The organism is Chryseobacterium carnipullorum, assembly GCF_003815695.1.
Classification (GTDB): domain Bacteria; phylum Bacteroidota; class Bacteroidia; order Flavobacteriales; family Weeksellaceae; genus Chryseobacterium; species Chryseobacterium carnipullorum.
In genome coordinates this window covers 622,939-644,661 of sequence record NZ_CP033920.1, presented here as the reverse complement: position 1 = coordinate 644,661, position 21,723 = coordinate 622,939, and the positions used below count along the sequence as shown (strand labels likewise).

The window sequence follows — 21,723 nt, the reverse complement described above, 5'->3', positions numbered from 1 at the left end:
AACATTATGCGATAAAGGTTAAATCTGCAAATGATGGCAGGGAGGCATCATCAAAATACATGAGCGTCATACCAATTCCTAAAATTCCCCATCCAAAAGATACCTGCCATAGAATATTATCTTCAAGCAGGCGGCTTTTGAACCCTGCAAAATCATTGGAATGCGTTGCATATGTCAGAATCTGTTGGTTCCAGTAATCTGCTCTTTGGACATATCTGATATCACCAGATAGTGTTCCCAGTTTATCAAATGTAATGGCAAGACCGGAAGCTCCATAAAATATTCCTGCATCCAGCGTGAGATTATCTTCTTTGGTCCTCAGCAGACAGTCATTTAATATGACATTGGCAAAGTCTGCAGTATCGCTGTCTTTCAGTAGTTGTGAAGCTCTGAGAAGCGCATATCCGATTCCGAGATCTCCATAGCATAATGCAAACTGCATCGGTTCTATCGCATCTCCGATCATGTTGGGAAATAGTCCTTTATAATCTGACTCTCTATATTGTTTAATAAGAAATGCAGTTGCTTTTCTGATGATCTTTTCACATAATTGGATTTCTAATCCTGCTTCATATACTGAAGTAAGAAATGAAATGATCAGTGATGAACCATGCGAAATTCCCAGATATATCCTGTCATACAAAGATGGACATTTCCAGTAATAATCTCCCGTATCATCTTGAAATGCAGCTTCATCAATACTGTTAATAAGAAATATGAGCTGTTCCTGAACATCCGAGCCACTTTTTAAACGCGCCAGATAATAGTACCCTGCGGCAAGAGCTCCCGTACCCGAATCGAAATCTTTAATATTGATTTTACTCTTCATGAGACCGAAAAGGATCTGGTCCAGATTTAAAAGATATTCTTCACTTGAAACAGATAACAAACCGTTGTTTTCGCAGAAAATTAAATACCTCCCGATATGAGCAAGATGAGCATCCAACGAATCGGTACCATGTACCCTTTGAAAGGTCTTGGGATTAAAACTGGCCAGGCCTTTGTTAAAATATTCCTCAGCAGTAGTGGTGTATTTTTGATCACCGGTATATTTGGATAAGTATAAATAATAAAGAGAATATCCTAACAGACCTGTTTCATAGGAAACATTTTTTAATACCTCTTCGTCAGAATACTTGTCCAGAGATTCTGTTATTTTATCAATGAGTTGTCTATGTTTAGTTTGATCTTTTATCATATGGATATATTATTTTTTGCTTTCGCAATCTCCGATTCGTAAAACTTCTTTAAGAAATAATAGATAACAAGCTCATGTCTTCGCTGATTTACCATAAATAAACGGTTTAAGGTCATATGAATATAGCTCATGATCAGATGGTCTTTAGTTTCCTGTGGCAGTTCAGGATACCGGGATAATTCAGTGGCAATATTTTCACTTCTTTTGTTGAAGCATTCGTATGCTTCATGATATTCAACTTTGTCTTTTTCAAAAATAATATCAGAAATTTCTTTTTTAAGTTCCCTGTGTCTGGTACTCAATGTTCTCGACAGCGCTACATAATTATCAGCATTGTTGAAACTGAATTCATTAGTAAAATTCTCACATAAAGTACCGATGACTTTGATTTTATCTTTTACAGAATATTTAAAATCATCCAGGAGCTTGTCTACATTAACTAGTGCAAACTTCCATCTTAATTGTTCGCCTTCATTACCATGAATAAGATTGAGAAACTCAGAAACGGCTGTGCTGTCATAGTAAAAGATATTTTCGCTCAGTTCCATGGTATGGTCACCGTATCTTTCCAGTTCTCTTACATAAGTATCTATCGTTATTCTTAAAGCTTGCTCTTCAGGGATAAATTCGTGGATAGCCTTTTGTAGGTTTTCTGATATAAGATACCATTCTTCCTTTTTCTTGTCGGGATTAAAACAGTGAAATCTGACCCGTATATGATGGTCGGGATCATTATATTTGATAAAGAACCACTTGTCAATGATTTTTTTGTTTAAAAGGTCAACGGCAAAGTCGGAAATTACTTCTGTAAGGATGTCCTCAACATTTTTACTTCCTGAATAGATTTTTATGTAAAACCACTCGCTTCCTGGAGGGAATATTCTTTTAATCTTGGGGATTGAGACATGCTGGATGGATGGCAGATAAACTGTCCTTTTGTTAAGAAGCGGAATTACTACTTCATTCGCGTAGCTGTTATCCCCTTCCTTGATAAAACAATTTTCTTTAGTATGAATATTTTCATATACAATAACATTTTGCTGGCTGATTTCTTTCAGCAGAATAGCCTGGCCTATTTTATTGTCCAGATCTATAAGAAGTTCGTTGTCTCCGGAGGATAAAACGACATACTGGGGCAGATTATATTGTATTTTTAGATCTGCTATTGCTGCTTCTGCAGCTTGTTCATTTCTGTAATCTGTTTTTATTTTTTTCATGAACCAGCGTGCCCGGCTGATGATGATTTTTTTGTATTCAATTCTGGGCAGGAAAGGTTCATTCTGGTATATTCCCCAATCCCAAAAATAACCCAGTCTCATATTTTGACTTCCCACATCGGCAAGAAATTTATACAGTGGCTGTGCAAGTGTCGTATTATATGTATTGGAAAGGCATGGAATAATTTCTTTATTCAGTTTTTTTGATCGTAAGACTACTTTTCCGTTTCTTACAGAAACCAGAAGGTCATCGGCATGGATCTGGTGATCTTTGCTTAATTTTGAATTGGATAGAAATGGGATTTCATAATCCCTGATGGTAGAATATAAGGTGATATTGGCATAGTTGTCATCCGGAATGGTGAGTACCTCAGCCATAATAACATCGGGATTTGTTTTTTGCTCAAAATCGGCTATTTTTTTTACCTGGTTTTTCAGCTGATTATTTCCGTGGGTGAAGCGTGTCAGTAATCTGGCAGCAAAAGGGGCGTGGCATTGAGTTGGGAAAAATTTATAATCACCATTATCCAGTGCTTCTGCAGATGGGGATAGAATTCTTCCGAATATGTAAGCACTCGGAGCTTCTCCTTCACGGGAAAGTTGTGGTTTTTTGGATAAGTAATTTTTGAAATCTTCATCAGCATAGATAACACTTTCGCCTGTTTTACAATATTGTTTGAATATTTTGTCCCTAAGCATTTCAAATCCACCATAAATGATTCTTGTCTCGCTCCGTGAATCAGACATTACAGGAATGCCGTCTAAAAGAGGAGTGTATTCAGCGTTGCCGGATACAACTTTTTCATATCCAATACCATAATTAGTATCTAATACCTGTACCAACGGGAGTTCCCTATCTTCATATCTCGAGGCAAAGGCGTTTACAAAATGGCTCAATGCTAAAGAAGTTCTCTGCGAAAACAGATGCATGACCTCATAAGATGTATCATTGATCTCGTTCAGGATTTTTTTATTTAAATTTCCCTTTTGCAGATTGTAAAAAAGGTCCAGCTTGTAGAAGTCCCTTGATATGATATTACTGTCTGAATTATTTTTAATATAAGTCCTGAAAAGATCAATATCATCAACAGAAGATATATTTCTGATAATATGGTCGATCTCTTTTAATTCATTGATCTCCTCAATATTTATTTCTTTTTCGTCTATAGTATTTATTAAATCTTCAATGAAATTTTCTGTAGAAACGCTTGGAAGGAGCTGGCTCACTAGGATTTGAGACTGGATAATATTTTTTATAAAATTTTGTTTCTGTTCCAGGGTGATTGCAGGATTTGATATTTTGTCAGCCATTTCAGCTACTGTTGCTCCCTGTTCTGCACATTGCAGAATAATCTTTACATATTCACTGAGTCTTATGGAGGTAAGATTGGATGCTATATATCGGCCATTATCAAATTGCTCAACAAAATAAGCTTTGTTTCCTAAGGTATAAAGGGTATTGTTTTTGTAGTATTTGATTTTGTTGATAAGCTCATTATTCAGGGGGTCAATACTGCGGATCAGTTTGGTCAGGCTATGAATATTGAGCTGGCATACAAGTCTGTATCTGTTATTATCAAACTTGATATTAGTGGGCTCATCAATTATACCTGCTGAAGATGTGCCGGAAAAAAGGCCGTATGGGGTAGACCTGTTCGACATTCTTGAGAAGTATTTATAGAATGTAATTAGGAAGCGCTTAGCTGCATCTTTGTTGGCGAAATTATTTTCTTTCAGTTCTAAAAAAGTTTCATATAAGTCTTTGGAGGCAATGTAAACTGCTTCTTTGTAATAGGTATTTGAAAAAATATGATTTAAAACTTGTACAAGTTCTTCATGATTTTCCAGGCTAATATTTTTAATATTCTCATTAAAGTCCAAAAAGGCTTCAATAGAATGAGAAGGGATTCTCAGACAGCAGTGATCAAGTAAAAAATATTTGTTATTCTCCATTAGTGTAGACGCGATATTAGGTAATTTAAAGAAAAGGGCTGTAAAAAATACAGCCCTGCTTGTTGTTATCCAGCTGTTGACTGTGCAGAACAAGTACTACCTCCGGAACCGCATCCTGTAGATCCTCCTCCGGTGCTAATAGTTGTTGTTTGTGCAGCACCGCAAGTACTGCCTCCTGTACCGCATCCTGTGGATGTTCCCGGAGCTACAGCTTTACCGCCGATAATTTCCATCAACTGCTTTTCATCTAATAAAGCAATTGTTTCCTTGTCTAATGACAATGGGTCTAGTTCTAATTTTTTCATAATAAAAAAGATATGATGTTTTGTTGCCTACTCTTTAAAGGTTTTTCGGCTTCCCCCTTGTCTTTATTTTATAGCTACTTCTGCCTGTGATACACAAGTACTTCCTCCTGAACCGCATCCTGTAGAACCGCCGCCGGCACCACATCCGCTACCTCCTGATCCACATCCTGTAGATGTTCCCGGAGCTGCAGCCTGTCCGCCAACGATTTCTTGCAGTTGCTTTTCATCTAGTAAAGCAATGGTTTCCTTGTCTAATGATAATGGGTCTAATTCTAATTTTTTCATAATAAAAAGATTTAATTTTTCTGTCTGTTTTAAAGATTTTTTCAGGAATTATCTCTTTATACTTACTGGAGATTAAAATAATCCCTGTATTTTCATTGATTAGAAGAATAAGGGCAATTTTTATACATGAAAAATTACCCTTATGAAAATTCGAAGATTAGTTTGCGCTGATCGTATCTGTAACACTGCAGGTACTGCCTCCTGATCCACATCCTGTAGATGCCCCTGTTCCGGTATTGTCACAAGTACTACCTCCGGTACCACATCCTGTAGATCCTGCCGGGGCAGCTCCTTTTCCTCCAATAATTTCCATTAACTGCTTCTCATCTAATAAAGCAATGGTTTCTTTGTCCAATGACAATGGGTCTAATTCTAATTTTTTCATATTAAAAAAGTTTTTATAAGCGCCTACTCTTTAAAGGTTGTTCGGCTTCCACCTATTTGTATCTCGGTTATTGATAATTATGATTTTAGCTTTGTACAGGACATGCAGAGGTACCTGCTCCACATCCTGTAGAACCTCCCCCGCTACCGTTTGGGTCGCAGGTAGTAGCTCCTGCCGGACACGGAGAAAATCCGGTTTTGCCACCTTTAATTTCCTGAAGCTGTTTTTCGTCCAATAAAGCAATGGTTTGCTTGTCCAGTGACAACGGGTTTAATTTTAATTTTTTCATGGTATTAATATTGAGTATATAGTTTTTTTTGTTTTTGGATGTCCACCCTTTAATTTGCCCTGCTTTTTTCCTCCAACTGTATCTGTTTGTTATTTGTTTTTACATTCTTGTTTCCAAACGTATAAGTCATATTCAGAGTGAAACGTCTGGTATCATAATAATTGTTGTAGAATTGCGTAAATTCATCGTAAAAGATCTTGCCTTTGCTTTGGGTTCCTCTGAAAATATCTTCTACCATCATGTTGACTCTCAGCTTTTTTTCCATTAATGAAAACCTAAAACCGGCAGAAAGGTTTGAAATATTTCCGATATAGGTATTGCCTTGTTTGTTAGGTAAATAGTGGTAAAAATTTAATAAAAACAACACCGATTTTTCTTTATTTATCGTGAAAGTATTATTGATGGTATAGTACATTGATACGCCTTTTTGAGGAACAACTTCAGGAATGGATGATTCTGACTCAGAATAAAAGGAAACAATGTTGGTATTGTTTTCCCACCATTTGGTCACATTGGTATAAAGGCTTGCATTTAACCCTGCATCATATTGTGTAAGGTAATTTTTATAATTTACTTCTTTAATTCCTTGGGTTAAAGAAGTAATCCTTCCATACCCGTTAATCAGCTTCTGCCCATATACCGTAACGGAAAATCTGTTTTTATAAAGATAGGAGAGCTCTACATTATGATTGTAGGATGGAGAAAGAAATGGATTTCCTGTATAAAAAGAATAAGGATTAGAATACCACCTGAAGGGGTTTAAAGCAGTAAAGTTAGGACGATTGATTCTTTTTGAATAATTGATTGATAAGGTATTATTCTCATTGGCTTTGTACTCCAGATAGGCTGAAGGAAACAGACGTCCGTATTCATTTTTATTTCTTTCGCCTGCAGTTTCTGAATACCCGTCAATGGTTGAATATTCGTAGCGCAGACCTGCTTTTGCAGACCATTTTTCGCCCAGACTTTTATAAACACTCACATAGGCAGCAGCATTGTTTTCTTTATATTCGAAATAATTACTTCGGCTTGGGTCTATAGTATATTCATCATTTTTAAATGAAAAATATTTGATATTGGAACCATTCAGAAAATGAGTGAATTTCAGTCCGGTTTCGAGAGTTCCCCATTTGAAAGGAAGATAAAGATCTGCCTGACCTGATAATATCTGATAATCCAGATTGCTCAGGTTTCTGATTTTCTGAGTACCGGGAGTATAGTCGGAAATGGTCTGAAAATTCACCTCCGCATCTGGACTGTTTGAAAAATAATTTCCGGCAATATTCAATTTTTTTCCTAAAGAATCAATTTTATAATCATAGTATGCATTTAATGAATGGGTAACTATTGGTTTTCTATGTTCCGAAGAAGTAGTTAATAGAGAATCCTGAATACTATTTGTCTGGTAGATGGATCTATTAAAGATATCCATATCAGAATGAGATTTGGAAATATCGTAGATGACTCCGATATTGGAATTTTGATTCAGTTTGTAATCAAAACTGAAATTGGCTCCCGCTCCTTTGAATTTATCTTTTCGTTTATCTGCACTTAAAATGGAATTGGTTCCGATAATATCGATAAGTTCCACGGCTTTTGATGGTCTGTCAAACTGTCTCAATCGTAACGAACTTGTAATTTTGTTGGAATTGTAGTTTAAAGTAAGGTTATTGGCATTTCCTACATAGGTAGTCTGTATATATGAGGAACTTAGGATACCGTTCCATCCTAATTTTGTGTTTTTCTTCAAGATAATATTGAGGATTCCACTATTTCCCTGTGCTTCATATTTTGCCGGTGGAGTAGTTATAATTTCAACTCTGGAAACATCATCAGAACGGAGTGAGCGCAGATAATTGATCAAATCTGTACCACTAAGATTCAGAAGTTTGTCATTGACCATTACTGCAACGCCGCTTTTCCCAACAATGGAGACCGAATTATCGCTAACTGACAGCATTGGAGTCCCAGATAAAACCTGTGCCAGATCTGCACCGCTGGAAAATATAGAATTTTCAACGTTGAATACGGTCCTGTCTATTTTTTTCTCAATCAGCTTCTTTTTCTTTTCAATGATAACCTCTTTAATCTGTTGTATATCTACAAGCTTTATTTCATTTAAACGGAGATTGTTTTCAAGTTTTATCTTTTTGGAGTATAAGATACCTTTAAACCTTTTTACCTGTAATATATATGAATCTTTGGGAGCATCGATAGTGAACATACCATTAGCATTGGTAATTTCACTTCTTATTTTGACAGAGTCATTTTTCAGAAGAATTACTTCAGCAAACTCTACAGGAGAATTTTCATTGTTTAAAATTCTTCCTGTAATTTGGACGTTTTGTGATAAGAATATTTGGCTGCAAAAGATCAAGACAACCAATATTATATTTCTCATGGATTAGAATTATATAACGTAAATATAAAAATAAATCAAAAATATTCATCTAGTAGAGAATAATATTTTTAATTTAGAATCAATATAAATAGAGGATTTATGGAACTTAATAATTTATTTTAAAGAATTTAATAATGGCCTCTTTTTTAAATTTTAGGCCCTTATAAATTTAATTTTTAACTAATGTTTTGTTATTTATTGTAATGTTAATCAGTGTTTTAATATTTTATTGGGATTGTTTTTTTTATTCAATACATAATTTAACCGAATGAAAATAATTTTATAATTTTAAATGAAAATATATTATTTTTTCAAATTGTATATTTTACAATATTGAACTTTATGGTGACTTCAATTATACTTTTTTACGATCTTTCAAGGTTTAATTTTCACTTTAAAGGGATAATTACGTATAAATACGTAATCCTTTTTCCTTGCATGTTCCTAGATTTGTGGTATACATCAAAAACTGTTTTTTAAAACAATCGTTTTTGATAAAAAATGTATAATAACCAGAAATCAAAAAATTAATTTTATGGCTAAGTTTACAAGAAAAAATGCGTGGGAAGAAAACGGAACTTTTGATAATCCGGATCTTCTCTGGTATGCAAAAGCAGTTGGCGTGATGCAGTCACGGGCTTTAAATGATGAGAACAGCTGGTGGTTTTTTGCAGCGATGCATGGTGAGCAAATGGGTGGAGAAAAATTTCCTAATTGGAATGTTCTTCCCGGCCCTCCCAATGTTCCTACAACTCCGCTTCCTGATTCAGCTACTGTTGCTAAATATTGGAACCAGTGCCAGCATCAGAGTTGGTATTTCGCACCCTGGCATCGTGGTTATCTTATTGCTCTGGAAGAACAGATTCGCCAGGCTGTGATCAGCTTAGGAGGACCCGCTGATTGGGCCCTCCCATATTGGAATTATCTTGGTTCAGGAGATCAATATAAAATACCGCCCGCTTTCACACAGAAAACCCTTCCGGACGGAACTCCTAACCCTTTATATGTAACCGCAAGATACGGTCCTAAAAATGACGGAAACATTTATGTTGAAATTCCACCGCTATCAGAGGCTTGTCAGGGAAATACGATCTATACGGGAAGTAACTCTGCTACATCTAAACCTGGCTATGGCGGACCGGAAACCAGATTCTCACACGACGGAGCATTGAGTGGTAACCTTGAAAGTAATCCTCATAATCTGGTGCATGTACAGGTAGGCGGACAAGACGGATTAATGTCAGATCCCGATTCTGCAGGACTTGATCCTATTTTCTATCTTCATCACTGCAATATAGACAGAATGTGGGCTGCCTGGAATGTGAAAAATCATAATCCTATCAATCCGCTGTGGCTTGGAGGACCTGCACTCTATGGTGAAAGAGAATTTATTATGCCTTTACCGGATAACAAAGCCTGGGTGTATACTCCTGAAGAAATGACTAGCTTAGCGAAGTTAGATTATACCTATGATGATTTAGCACCAACAACAGCTCCTCTGGTTGAAAAAACACTTTCTCAAAGATTAACTAAACTAGGAGCAAAATCAGTAGGAACAGAACCTTTGGAAGAACAGAATATGGATTTAGGAAACAACTCAGAACTTGTTGGCGCCAATGCGGGACAAATTCTATTAGATGGGTCAGGAGCGAAAACCACTGTAAAGTTAGAAAGCAGCTCCTGGAAAAATGTACCCAACAGCCTGATGAAAGCATCTTCTACCCAATTACCGGATCAGGTGTATCTTCAGCTGGAGAATGTAAAAGGAACCAGGGATGCCAATATTCTGAGTGTTTCTGTCAACCATCAGCTTGCAGGACATGTTTCTCTGTTCGGACTGCGAAACGCTTCAGATAAAGAGGGTCATAATGGTGGAACAGGATTGACATTTATCCTTAATATTACAGACATTATAGATAATCTGTTTATTAATAATGAGCTTGATATTAATTCTCTGGACGTCACCATACTTCCTGATAATGTCATTCCATCGGATGAAAAAATTACGGTAGGCCGCGTCAGCATCTATCGTGAAGAACAACAGCTATGAAAACCTCGAAAAGGATCCGTTATTCAATAAGTATATCGATTCTGGCAGTAAGTGCTGTATTTTGGGTGATCCTGTTATTTAATCCAGGGGGCATTATGACGGTAAAACATTGTCATGTAACTCTTGAAGGTCCATCGAAGGCATCTCTTCAGATGATGCTTCAGATGAATCCTGTATCCGATCTTATGATCGGCTGGACATTGATGGTGCTTGCCATGATGCTTCCGAAATTGATTACGCCCGTTCAGTATATTTATGACCGAAGTTTCAAAAGCCGGCGTTTAGGGTCTGCATTACTTTTCATATCAGGATATACTGCAGTATGGATTGTTATGGGATTTTTTATGAATGCTTTGATCGTTGGATTGAATCTATTGTTGCCCAATTCTTACATTCCGGCTATAGCAATTGGAGTTATTGCAGTGATATGGCAGTTTTCTCCAGTTAAACAGCGCTGTCTGAATCGTGGACATGATCATGTTTCACTGGCTGCTTTCGGTTCCGAGGCAAATCGGGATGCCTTCATGTTCGGAATGATGCACGGAGTCTGGTGTGTAGGAGCAGGGTGGGCACTGATGCTTTTCCCTATGCTACTTCCTTCGGGACATAACGTGGCCATGATGGTGGTTACCTTCATCATGATCAGCGAACATATGGAGCACCCAAAGTTTCCAAAGTGGTATTTCACTTTTCGGCTGAAGCTTCTGCGTGTTATCATTGCCCAGACAAAGGTCAATATGAAGAAAGCATTGAATTTAAACTGAATACTTTTGTTTTCTACTATATTCTACTTCACCGGACTTATTTAAGAAGTTAAAATAAGGGTGAGCAACTACCGCACTTGAGGGTGCGGTTTTTTTGTGTATAAAAATAATCAGTACATTTTTAGGATTTTAATTTTTTTTCTTAACTAAAAGGGACGCAGCTTAAGTATAAACTTTGAAAAATAAAAATGCGTAGAAATACGTAAAGAATATCAAAGGATTAGATCTAGCTTTGAGTATCATCATTTATTTTTCATATAAGCATCAGTAAGAACGATTACTTTTTAATGATGCTTTTTGACATCAGACCTTCACTGCACGTTTCCGTGCTGATATATTGAGGATGCACATTCCTACTGTCATGACTTCAATTTCATAAAAACCGATACCCTATTAAAAATTAACACCATGAAAAAATTTGACACACCTGCCTATCAGGCGGAAAAAGATTTTAAAGACCAGCCGGATCTGAAAATCCAGATTGAGAATGCCTGGAGTGATTATGTAAAATACTGTACGATTAATTCACAAATGGGAAATCCATGGTCAAGCAGCTATGACCATCCCAGAAGCTGGTACTATAATCCTCTTGTAACGCCTGTGACTCCCATTAAAAATAATACAGTTCCAATACAATGGGGTGCTTTTCCAAATAGAATCAATCATTATTTCACGGATTTATTTACTCAGAAGTTTGGAAAAGCTGATGCTACAGACAAATTGCATGAACTTGCCGATATAGGCCCGGATGCTTTCAGCAAAAAATATGACATTACATTAACGGTTACTAAAAATCCATGTGATCCCAATAATACTGCTACAAAACCTTTCGGACCTTCCGGCCCCAGAGGCTGGCAGGATGAATACTGTGAATGGGCAGTGACAAGAGATACAAACGGAGATATCATTGCAGTAGATTTTACCCATGAAAATCCGGAATACTGGTTTCACATGTGGAAAGTATCTCCGGATATGGTTGTTTCACTTTATCAGGAAATTCTGAACAATTCAAATGTAAAGAAGGAAGATCTTTATCTTTTAGACGAGCAGAACAATCCGGTTATTGTAAGAGAGACAGGGCTGCCTGCATATAATCCCATCAATAAGTGGAACAATGGTTCATCAGCAACTACAGCGGGTGGGGGAGCAGTGCATCTTACAAGTCCGCCCAATTCTTTAGGTGCAGAAATTTATCTTGGAGCCGCGGCAACAATTTTAAGAGCAGTCAATGGAAAGGTAATCACAGATGCCAATGCACTGATCTGTGCTGCACAATACGGACAGATCTACAGAAACAGTGATCCACGCATCGGGCAGAATGTCAATTCACTTGTTTATCATAATAAAGTTAAAATATCGTTGACCAATCCTATTGCATTGTATGGTCAGTTACCGGATTTCACCCAGTTTACAATGCCGGCTTCAGCGGAAGGTTATAAGATTGAAGACTGCTATAAAATTATCAGAGGAAGAGATATCAATCCGGGAACTGCTTTTTATCCTAATAATATGGTTCTGCACTCAAGATTTGAGGTGCCAGCCGGGGCTAATTTCAAACTCAGCGAGATTCTGGTCCAAAATCAGCCTCTAAAATGGGGTTCTCAGATTGCAGATGTTTTTAAAGTACAGTTGGCAGGAACGGGAATTCCGGGAGGTGGAGAAAAACCTCAGGAATATCCTCCGGTTGGAGATCCGGATGTGACTTTACCAAGCGTGCAGTATCTTCTGGATAATAGTTTACTTCAAGCCAGTCTTTACAATAAGTTGAATACATTTTCTAACTTAACTTCATGCATTACACAGATTGAAGCAGGAACTACCACAATGGGGATTGCCGTATTGGCCAGTGATGCAAACAAGGAGACCGAATTTGACTTTGGAGCGGGAATCAATGCTTCTGTAACGGATTTTCAGGATCTGGGTAATGATAATCAGCTTTTCATTATAGATATTACAGCGCAATCCGATGCAGTATTAGGTGAAAAACCACTTGCGCTCTACAATAGTGCTTCAGACCCTAAATATACGATATCAGGTGTGTTGGAAGTTGTAGCAGCGGGTTCACTTCCTAAGCTGAATATGATGCCCAACCATACACTACTTTCTGATCAGCAAATCCAACAGGTTCAAAAAATACTGAAATGAGAACATTATTATTTTCCTTTTTTCTATTGAGTTTAATTTCAATTTCATGTGAATCCGGAAAAAAGGATAAAAAATTAAACTCAAGATTGGGCTTTTCCAAAGAAATGGCAGATATAGATTGTGGTGCTTTTTGTGATCCGCCTACTGTGGGGTATCAATTGCCCGCTGACTCAACCTGTGGACATAGTTCTCAAAGTGTGCTGAATTGTTTTGCTTGGAAAAATTTTCTCGCACTAAACTGGAGAGCTTCAGATGAAAGAGGTCTTCCTGATACTACTGCCGTTGCTGCTGATTATGGGATGCCGGGAGATTACAGTCCCACCGTATGGGAAAGTTACTTAAGTGCAGATGATGTATTTGCTGCCAAACAACCGGAACAATGGAATCTTAAAAGTAAAAACGGCTACATAAAATACATCAATGAAATCAATAAGTTCACTGATATAAATGCAAGTCTTCCAAAACCGAAGCTGAGAGCAATGCTCGGGGGTAATGTAGATGAAATCATGCAGGCTAAAGGAGCGTGGCTGACAGATCAAAGTGGAAACATCGTTTGGTATGAAATCAGAATGAACAGCATTGAAAGTGATTTTATAAGGAAAAATAAACTCTATAGTTCTGAAAATTTAAATGCTTTTGCAGCCAAAAACCAGGGCGTCTGGCTTCCAATGGAATCTATTGAGATCAAAGCAGCATGGCGGGTTATTCCTGAGAATCAGTTGGAATCATTAAAGAATTTTTATAAAATATCTAAAGCTATGGTTCCGGAAATTAAAGGTTTTGATAAAAATAACCAGCCGATCTATGGAAAATACACGCAGAAATATTTAGGATTGGTAGGCCTTCATATCATCCGAAAAACCAATCAGTCACCCCAGTTTACCTGGATGACCTTTGAGCATGTGAATAATGCTCCAACAGAAGGGCAGGTAGATCCTTCCGTTAAATACTGTTTTTATAATCCGAAAAGTACGGATAAACCCAACCAGTCTCCGGTACCCGGCAAGGACAGTTTGAGTAAGCCGGTCCAGGTCATACGTATTGCCAACAATGCCATTACGCCGGAGATACAAAATCTGAATAAGCAAATCAGAGATATGATTAAAGCCAGCAATCCTAAATCCGTATGGCAATATTATCAGCTGGTCAATGTACAATGGCCGGAAAACCCAATTCAGGACGGGAATAATAATAAGACAGCTCCGCTGATGGATGGTGGGATCACTCCGAATAATATAGCCAATGTTACCATGGAAACCTATATTCAGGAGAAACAATGTATGGATTGCCATAAGAATGCTTCAGTAGGAGCACAGAAATATCCTACGGATTACAGTTTTATATTTTTAAAGGTTAAACAGGCGAAATAAATGGTAGGTTACAATCTATCTGCAGTAACTTCAATGGTATAAAAGGCAAAACCGCAGCTTACATGAGCTGCGGTTTTATTTGATATCTGTATGGAATATATTAACTCTGGTATCCCAATAATTTTCTGATTTGGTAGAAGAATCTTTCGATAAGTCGGAGATCCTGAGTTACAATCTCCGCATTACCTCTTAGTTCTTTGTCAAAAACCAATTTTTTATTATAGCTGGTTTTTAATCCTTTAGGAAGAGTAATATCAACATAATAGTTTCCTTTATCATCGGGTATTAGAGATATGTTCTGTACTTTCCCTTCTACAATACCATATTCCTGGAAACGGTAGTTATCAAGTTTGATCAATACCTTCTGACCGGTAAGGACTTTTCCTGAATTAACGGTAGGGACAGACATTCTGCCTACCAGCTTCTCTTTGTTTGTCGGAAGTATGGAAAGGATAGGCTCTGCCGCTTTTACAAACTGGTTTTCACCGAAGAATTGTTGAAAACTGGCCATCCCATCTGTAGAAGAAATCACAAGATAATTCTGTTCCCATTGTTTCAAAGATTTACGAAGTTGCTCGAAAAGCTGTAAACTCTGCGAAGAATAGGTGATCTTATCTTTTTCTGTATTAATGGCTGTTCCGCTTTTTGTTTTATTAAGATTAGAAATACCTTCATCCATTTGGGAGATAGAAATATTAAGATTTTCAAGATTTTGCTGAGCCTGAAGATATTTTATTTTTTCGTTTTCAAGTTCCACAGATGCAATTACTCCCTGGTTGAATAATTCCTGAGATCTCTGATAGCTTTTCTTTGATAAATCATATTTAGCCAGTTCCAGACTTTTCTGCTGTTTTAGTGTAGCAATTCTTCCCCTGTATTCTGAAATACTTTGGTTAGCAGCTATATTTTCCGGTGCATACGGCTGAAGTCTTGTAAAAAGTTCCTCATCCTGAAAAGCTTTTGCAAAACTGTTATAATCTCCCTGCAATTCACCAAGTTTAAATCTTGAGGTCTTAGCAATCGGGAAATTTTGCAGCTGTTGAGGCGAAATAGAATCCACCAGCTTTTTCAGTTCCAAAACATCTTTATAATTGGCCGTAGACTGCATGACCATCAGGACATCATTTTTCTTCACTTCCTGATGATCCTTGATAAAGATTTTTTCAATTTTTGAGCTCATCCGGGCCTCAATTTTCTCAGGGGGATTTTGTGAGGTAACGATCACCGGAGCAGAAACAAATTCCGGATATTTGATGATGTAGCTCATCACAAGGATAAGCAGAAGGATAACTAAAATAACGCTGTTTCCCCAGCGTATCATCCAATGAGGAGGCTGGGTGAGGATGTCCTGAACACTTTCCGAGCGGAGTTCAATATTGTCTAAGATGTCTTCTTTCATGTTTCTAAGATAGAATTTCCTCCATGTTTCAGAGGAAATAAAATTAATTTCCTAATTCCAGTTGATTTTTTACCAATCTGTAGTATTCTCCTTTTAAAGCCACAAGGTCAGCATGGCTGCCTTCTTCTACTACTTTACCTTTATCCAGAACGATAATTTTATCAGCATGTTTTACCGTGGATAATCTGTGGGCAATGACGATAGCTGTCTTACCTTTAAAGAACTGCTCCAGGTTTTCCATAATGACTTTTTCATTATTGGCATCCAATGCTGAAGTCGCTTCATCAAAAAATATAAAATCCGGAGATTTGTAAACCGCTCTGGCAATGAATAGTCTTTGCTTCTGACCACCACTGACTCCCACACCCTCGTTTCCTATTTTTGTATTGTAGCTTAAAGGCAGACTCTCAATAAAATCTTTAATGTTGGCAATTTCCACGGCACGTCTCAATTTCTGTTTATCAACGTAATCTTCTCCTACCGCCACATTATTGGCTATCGTATCATTAAATACATATCCTTCCTGCATCACCACTCCGCAATGATCTCTCCAGAATCTTGGGGAAATATTTCTGAGCTGAGTATTTCCAAGTCTGATTTCTCCCGCCGTTGGTTCATAAAATTTCATCAGAAGTTTGAGTAGTGTTGTCTTTCCACTTCCGCTGGCCCCTACAATCGCCGTTGTCTTTTGATAAGGGATGCTGAGACTGAGGTCTTCAAATACAGGAACATCAGATCCTATATACCTGAATGATATATTGCTGACGTCAATGTCTTTCTGCGGAATTTCTCCGGCATACTGCTCATTTTTGTCCTCTTCATCTTCTTTGTCGTGAATCTCTCCCAATCTTTCAAGAGAGATTTTAGCATCCTGAGTTTGCTTGATAAAATCGATAAGCTGTAACAACGGACTATTCAGCTGGCCAATGATGTACTGTACAGAAAGCATCATCCCTAAAGTCAGATTTCCTTCTAATACGAGTTTGGCTGAAAGGAAACTTACCAGAATATCCTTCATCTGATTAATGAAGTTTCCTCCCACAGACTGCCACTGTTCAAGAGAAAGAGATTTTATTCTTATTTTAAATAATTTTACCTGCAGGAATTCCCAGTCCCAACGCTTCTGCTTTTCCGCGTTGTGCATTTTAATTTCCTGCATTCCGTTAATTAACTCGATGACTTTGCTCTGCTCCTGTGAAACCTGAGAGAATCTTTTATAATCCAATTCCTTTCTCTTGCTAAGGAAAAAGCTGATCCATCCAATGTATAGTGCTGCTCCTATAAGATAAACAACAAATAACCTATAGTCGTAAAATAACAGGACAATACTAAAGATTACCAGGTTGACCAAAGAAAATAGTGTATTTAACGAGGAACTCGTCAAAAGCTGTTCGATTCTGTGGTGGTCATTGATTCTTTGCATGATATCTCCCGTCATTCTCGTGTCGAAAAAGCTTATAGGAAGCTTCATCAGCTTGATAAAGAAATCTGAGATGATAGAAATATTGATCCTTGCTGACAAGTGGAGAAGAATCCAACTCCTAATCACTTCAATACCCATCCTTCCCAGAAACAACATGATCTGAGCTAAAAGGACAACGTAGATAAAGTTGAGATCCTGATTCTGTATCCCGACGTCTACAATACTCTGGGTAAGAAAAGGGAAAATAAGGGAAAGTAAACTTCCCGCCAGAAGGCCTACTGCAAGCTGTATGACAAGAGATTTATATTTCAGCAGATATTTGGATAGGAAAGAGAAGCTGGCTTTACTTTCCACTGTATCAAACTCTGTCTGAAAAAAGGCAGGTGTTGTTTCCAGAATAAGGGCAATTCCCTCTTCTGTGTTTTCATTAGCATTTTCCCCAATCCACAATTTGATAAATTCGTCCCGCGAATATGTGATAAGTCCGTAACTAGGATCTGAAATATAGACTTTATTGTTTTTATCTATTTTATAAACAACAACAAAGTGGTTCTTGTTCCAGTGGACTATGCAGGGAAAAGGAACTTCTTCTGCAAGGGTATTAAAATTGATCTGGACTCCAAGGGAACGGAATCCCAAGTCTTCTGATGCATCGCTCAGCCCTAAGAGGCTGCTTCCTTCACGGGTGGTTTCAGAAAGGGTACGGATCTGCTGCAGGGATATACTTCTGCCGTAATATTTACTTACAATTCTAAGGCAGGTAGGGCCGCAGTCTTTAGCATCCGGCTGTTTATAAAAGGGAAATTTCTTCAAAATTGATACTCATTATAAAATGTCGCCAAAATATGACGACATTTTTACTTATTCAAATTAATATTCAAATTTATATCGTTCATTTTATGATGCATCTTTATTGCATGCATCGATACAAAATAAAAGATCATTAATAGCTCACGCAGCTGGTATAAATGTTTTTTTAACCTTGCGGTGTGAAACCAATACCAGTATAGGGAGTACAATAATAAGTGTTTGGTCCTGCTCCTGCTATTGATCTGCACACCCCGTTGGCACAACACTGATCTCCACCACATTCTCCATCGTCCGGACATCTTCTAAATCCTCCTTTAATCGATTTTAAATTTTCTCTTGATATTTTCTTTAAGTTTTTCATAGTGCTATTTAGTTTTTTATTTTCCTACTCTTTTAAAGCTTTTCGGAATCCGCTTAATTTTTTTCCTAAGATAGTGAATTTTTCAATTCTTGAACATTTTCTTGTTGAAAGTCCTCATCTTCCATTAATTCATCAACGAAAAACCAAATGTCATCACGATCATACTTATCCGGAAATTGGTGCCCGTTAAGAATGAAAATGGGGGTGAAATTCAATCCTGAGCTGTTGTTATCTTTCGTCATTTCAACAAATGATGTCAGATCTTCAGGTGCAGATGATCCTGATAGGGAAACGATTTTGTTCTCGTCTCTGGTTTCAAACCAATCTTCTACTGATTTCAGGAACTCTTTCTGTGACTTATGATCATAAATATGTTTAAAAGCTGAAAGTAATTTGGTGTACTTTTCATCAGCTCTTTCCGGTGAATAATTGAAACGGATCTGTACAGAAATATCATCAGGGTATTTTTCAAGTAATCCTTCCATGATTTTATGACCATCTTTACAAAAACCGCAATAAGGATTCGATACGATGGAAAGACGAAGTTTGGCGTCCTCATTTCCAAGTGAGAAAGTTTCAGTATCCTGGAATTCTATTTTTTCATTTTCCAAAAGCTGACTTTTGAAAAGTTCGTAATTTCTTTTAAATCTAAGGTTTTTAGCATTTGATTTCTGTAGGCTTTCTTTTTGAGAAAGAATGTTACTGAAGTATAAAACTGCAGAGAAAACAAGGATCCACAAAACAACTGTTAATAATAGCATTCCTATACTAAGGGGGGTATTCTGGAAAAAGAAGATGCTGAGAATCAACTGTCCGATAAGGATTGAAATGATCAGAAGACAAACTCTACAGAATGCTTTTTCTACGAAAGCCTGAATGTATAACGAATAGCCAATAGCCAATATGGAAACCAAAGTAAATCCTTTTACGATATATGCTGTCGCAGGAAGGAAAAGTCCCAATATGGCAAGCCCAGCAAAATAAATCAGAGAAAAGTCTGAAAACTTTAAACCTAAAATACTTGTTTTATCCTGCTTAATAATCTTATCACATGAATTGGTAACCTGTTTGGCAGAGGTATCTCCACAAATACTTCCTATCACAGTAGACGTAGCCCCGAATTTCTGATTGAAAATCTCCATAGAAATATAGACTCCCGCGAGGGAAAGAACATTAAAAAAAGCTTCGTATAGGTTTTGCGTGAAAAAAGAGTAAACAGTGATGATGGCAAAAACAACATATAAAAGAGGGGTAAAATTGAAGGCGACCTTGCTTTCGGCATTTTCGCTTTTTTCAAACAACAGTACGAAATCTGTAGATTTTTGATGGAGCTCTTCTTTATTTAGTGTTTTGGCTTTTTCGGAGTAAACTGAATAACTGGCTCCTGATTTTTTGACCAGAGAAAAGGAATTATCTACAATCGCGATAAATTCTTCCGGCAGCTCATCCCAATATTCCTTATCCAGTTCATAGGCATCATTTTTTACACCCATAAAGTTTAGAGTATCACTAAAAGCTAACGCAGAAGGGTAGTTAGGATGGGAATTGAACTGGAACGAAAATTCCTGTTTATCGAGTTTTAGATAGTTAATTAGTTTGTCAAAAATCATATTAATATTTTTAACTAAAATACGCAGATGTTTTAAAAAAACAAATTTTTTTCTTTTCTTAGTGATATAGTATTGTTAAATGCTTGATTATGTGAAAATATTATTGTGTTTTTTGCTTTATTTAGGTTAAAATGTAGCTGATTTCGCAATAGAATTTGAGACCTGTCATTCTTAATTTTGGATAAGATATTTCTTCAGAAAACTCAACTGGATAATTTTTGCTCCCTAAAAAAGTTCACTGTGAATTTCAGTAATTTTTTGAAAATGTGGATAATCTCCTTTTCGCTTTGATCAACAACTTCTTTTTCTTGTCCGAATTTAAGCATATCAAAAATCTTCTAAGTGAGTAAAAGAGAACTAATTTATAAATAGAATTATTACTCTTTTAACAGTCATTTGTATCTGTTAAAACAAGAATAACTCTAATTTTTTGATATTCAAAATCGAATGGAAATGCAATACGATATTATTAAACAATTGTTTAGTTTTATGGGGTTTTAACGCTCTGGAACATGATTAGGTAGCGAATTATTGTTGAATTGGTTGTTTTTGTAAAATTATAATTTTTGAAGATAAACTCAAAAAAACTTAAAAAATCATAAAGTTTTCTTAAAGTTTTAAAAAAGGAGGGAAATGTTTTTGTATTTATAAAATATGTTGTACTTTTACATCTCCTTGAATGAGGGAACAAGTCAAGGTAATAAATTTTTTTTCATCATTTGTGTTTTTAGAATCGTATCGCCTGATACGATTCTTTTTTTTGTTTATGACTTTTCGTAGTTCAGTAAGAGATCAATAAAGTAAGAATAAGTAACAGCTCCTTCCTGCTGATTACTTTTTAAAAACAGGTTATTGGTAAACCCAAAGAAATCATCAAGCCAGCCCTGGTGTCTGAAGATAAAACTTCTTTCATACCTTCTGTCTCTTTTCATGGCTGGAGAATATTCGTTGAGAATATTTTTGACAAAGGCAGGATCTTCCTCAGCAATAAATCTTAAAAGGCTTTTTAAAGTAAAATATTCAGTGCTGTATCTCAGATCATTATTTTTAGAATTGACACCAATCAGATAACCCACAAAATTGGCTTCCTGTTCTCTTGCAAAACCCAGCTGGTGTGAGCTTTCATGAGCAGAAGTAAATGGAATAAAGGTATGGGGAAGCTCAGCATTGTATTGTGCTTCTGCAGTAAAAGGATTGTAATACCCTAATATTCCGGTAAAATTCATCACACTTTTAAAAAGACTGGGTTTGAAAGCATTGATCTGTGGTGCTTCTTTATCGGAAATATATTTTGGAAGTTGCGCCTGTTGGCGAAGAATTTCAGTTTGTATAGCATTCAGATCAGTAATAATGAATACTCCATTTTTATCTTCCCGTACAGATTGCCTGGTCGCTTTGCATTTTTTAAGATAGAGGAGAGCCAGTACTTTTGCTTTACCAACTTCCGGTTCTTTCTGGCTGGACAGTTTCTTGATAACAGGAGTCTGAAAGTACAGCATGCCCCAACAGATCTGATAAATGAAGTAGAAGATATTAAGGACGGTAAGAAGCCTTAAGATCGATCTGTTTCTGCTTGTCTTTTTAAAACATAGAATAAGGGAGTATAAAAGAAAAACGCCTAAAAGGATATAGATAAGATCTCCGAAAGAAAATGGGATCCAGCTAAAAAGCAGTTGATGAATTTTCTTCTGCATTTCAAAGAACCATTCAAAAAATGCAATCATTACTTTCATTTTAGAGAAAGCATAGAACAAAAGA

General features: G+C 36.7%; 16 protein-coding genes. 4 read left to right on the top strand and 12 right to left on the bottom strand.

Going from position 1 to position 21,723, the window contains the following annotated elements; all coding sequences use genetic code 11:
• Positions 1-4: 4 nt before the first annotated feature.
• The 7 genes from EG346_RS03005 to EG346_RS02975 form a co-directional block, all read right to left on the bottom strand.
• On the bottom strand, positions 5-1,198 hold the full coding sequence (locus EG346_RS03005) for a lanthionine synthetase LanC family protein (RefSeq protein ID WP_123876949.1): 1,194 nt from the start codon (positions 1,196-1,198) through the stop codon (positions 5-7).
• Positions 1,195-4,368, bottom strand: coding sequence for a lantibiotic dehydratase (locus EG346_RS03000; RefSeq protein ID WP_123876948.1), 3,174 nt, complete (start codon positions 4,366-4,368; stop codon positions 1,195-1,197). The genes EG346_RS03005 and EG346_RS03000 overlap by 4 nt, the downstream gene beginning before the upstream one ends.
• A 65-nt stretch (positions 4,369-4,433) precedes the next feature.
• Positions 4,434-4,673: a class I lanthipeptide gene (locus tag EG346_RS02995; protein WP_073335560.1), complete on the bottom strand. Its 240-nt coding sequence runs from the start codon at positions 4,671-4,673 to the stop codon at positions 4,434-4,436.
• A 63-nt stretch (positions 4,674-4,736) separates the two neighbouring features.
• The gene (locus tag EG346_RS02990; protein ID WP_073335561.1) at positions 4,737-4,958 is read right to left on the bottom strand and encodes a class I lanthipeptide; all 222 of its coding nucleotides are present in this window, start codon (positions 4,956-4,958) and stop codon (positions 4,737-4,739) included.
• Positions 4,959-5,115: 157 nt separating this feature from the next.
• Positions 5,116-5,343: a class I lanthipeptide gene (locus EG346_RS02985; protein WP_073335562.1), complete on the bottom strand. Its 228-nt coding sequence runs from the start codon at positions 5,341-5,343 to the stop codon at positions 5,116-5,118.
• Between the two features lie 85 nt (positions 5,344-5,428).
• The gene (locus EG346_RS02980) at positions 5,429-5,632 is read right to left on the bottom strand and encodes a class I lanthipeptide (RefSeq protein WP_073335563.1); all 204 of its coding nucleotides are present in this window, start codon (positions 5,630-5,632) and stop codon (positions 5,429-5,431) included.
• 49 nt (positions 5,633-5,681) lie between these two features.
• The gene (locus EG346_RS02975) at positions 5,682-8,033 is read right to left on the bottom strand and encodes an outer membrane beta-barrel family protein (RefSeq protein WP_123876947.1); all 2,352 of its coding nucleotides are present in this window, start codon (positions 8,031-8,033) and stop codon (positions 5,682-5,684) included.
• Positions 8,034-8,568: 535 nt separating this feature from the next.
• Here EG346_RS02975 and EG346_RS02970 point away from each other — a divergent pair.
• The 4 genes from EG346_RS02970 to EG346_RS02955 all read left to right on the top strand — a co-directional run bounded on the left by EG346_RS02970 (position 8,569) and on the right by EG346_RS02955 (position 14,362).
• Complete coding sequence (locus EG346_RS02970) at positions 8,569-10,083, top strand: tyrosinase family protein (RefSeq protein WP_123876946.1); 1,515 nt, start codon at positions 8,569-8,571, stop codon at positions 10,081-10,083.
• Positions 10,080-10,847, top strand: a complete 768-nt coding sequence (locus EG346_RS02965) for a DUF2182 domain-containing protein (protein WP_073335565.1) — start codon at positions 10,080-10,082, stop codon at positions 10,845-10,847. Before EG346_RS02970 ends, EG346_RS02965 begins: the two co-directional genes overlap by 4 nt.
• 408 nt (positions 10,848-11,255) lie before the next feature.
• Complete coding sequence (locus tag EG346_RS02960) at positions 11,256-12,992, top strand: DUF8225 domain-containing protein (protein WP_123876945.1); 1,737 nt, start codon at positions 11,256-11,258, stop codon at positions 12,990-12,992.
• Positions 12,989-14,362, top strand: coding sequence for a hypothetical protein (locus tag EG346_RS02955; protein WP_123876944.1), 1,374 nt, complete (start codon positions 12,989-12,991; stop codon positions 14,360-14,362). The genes EG346_RS02960 and EG346_RS02955 overlap by 4 nt, the downstream gene beginning before the upstream one ends.
• A gap of 100 nt (positions 14,363-14,462) precedes the next feature.
• On the opposite strand, the gene EG346_RS02950 is transcribed toward EG346_RS02955, so the two are convergent.
• From EG346_RS02950 to EG346_RS02930, 5 genes are all read right to left on the bottom strand, one after another.
• Entirely contained in the window at positions 14,463-15,761 is a 1,299-nt protein-coding gene (locus EG346_RS02950) for an HlyD family secretion protein (RefSeq protein WP_123876943.1), read from the bottom strand.
• Between the two features lie 43 nt (positions 15,762-15,804).
• Positions 15,805-17,997 carry a peptidase domain-containing ABC transporter gene (locus EG346_RS02945; protein WP_073335569.1) on the bottom strand — a complete coding sequence of 731 codons (2,193 nt, stop codon included), beginning with the start codon at positions 17,995-17,997 and terminating at the stop codon, positions 15,805-15,807.
• A gap of 163 nt (positions 17,998-18,160) precedes the next feature.
• A complete protein-coding gene (locus tag EG346_RS02940; RefSeq protein WP_123876942.1) occupies positions 18,161-18,355 on the bottom strand; it encodes a bacteriocin-like protein in 195 nt (64 codons plus the stop codon).
• A gap of 65 nt (positions 18,356-18,420) precedes the next feature.
• A complete protein-coding gene (locus EG346_RS02935) occupies positions 18,421-19,965 on the bottom strand; it encodes a vitamin K epoxide reductase family protein (RefSeq protein ID WP_123876941.1) in 1,545 nt (514 codons plus the stop codon).
• A 764-nt stretch (positions 19,966-20,729) separates the two neighbouring features.
• The gene (locus EG346_RS02930) at positions 20,730-21,689 is read right to left on the bottom strand and encodes a DUF3810 domain-containing protein (RefSeq protein ID WP_228426565.1); all 960 of its coding nucleotides are present in this window, start codon (positions 21,687-21,689) and stop codon (positions 20,730-20,732) included.
• Positions 21,690-21,723: the final 34 nt, after the last annotated feature.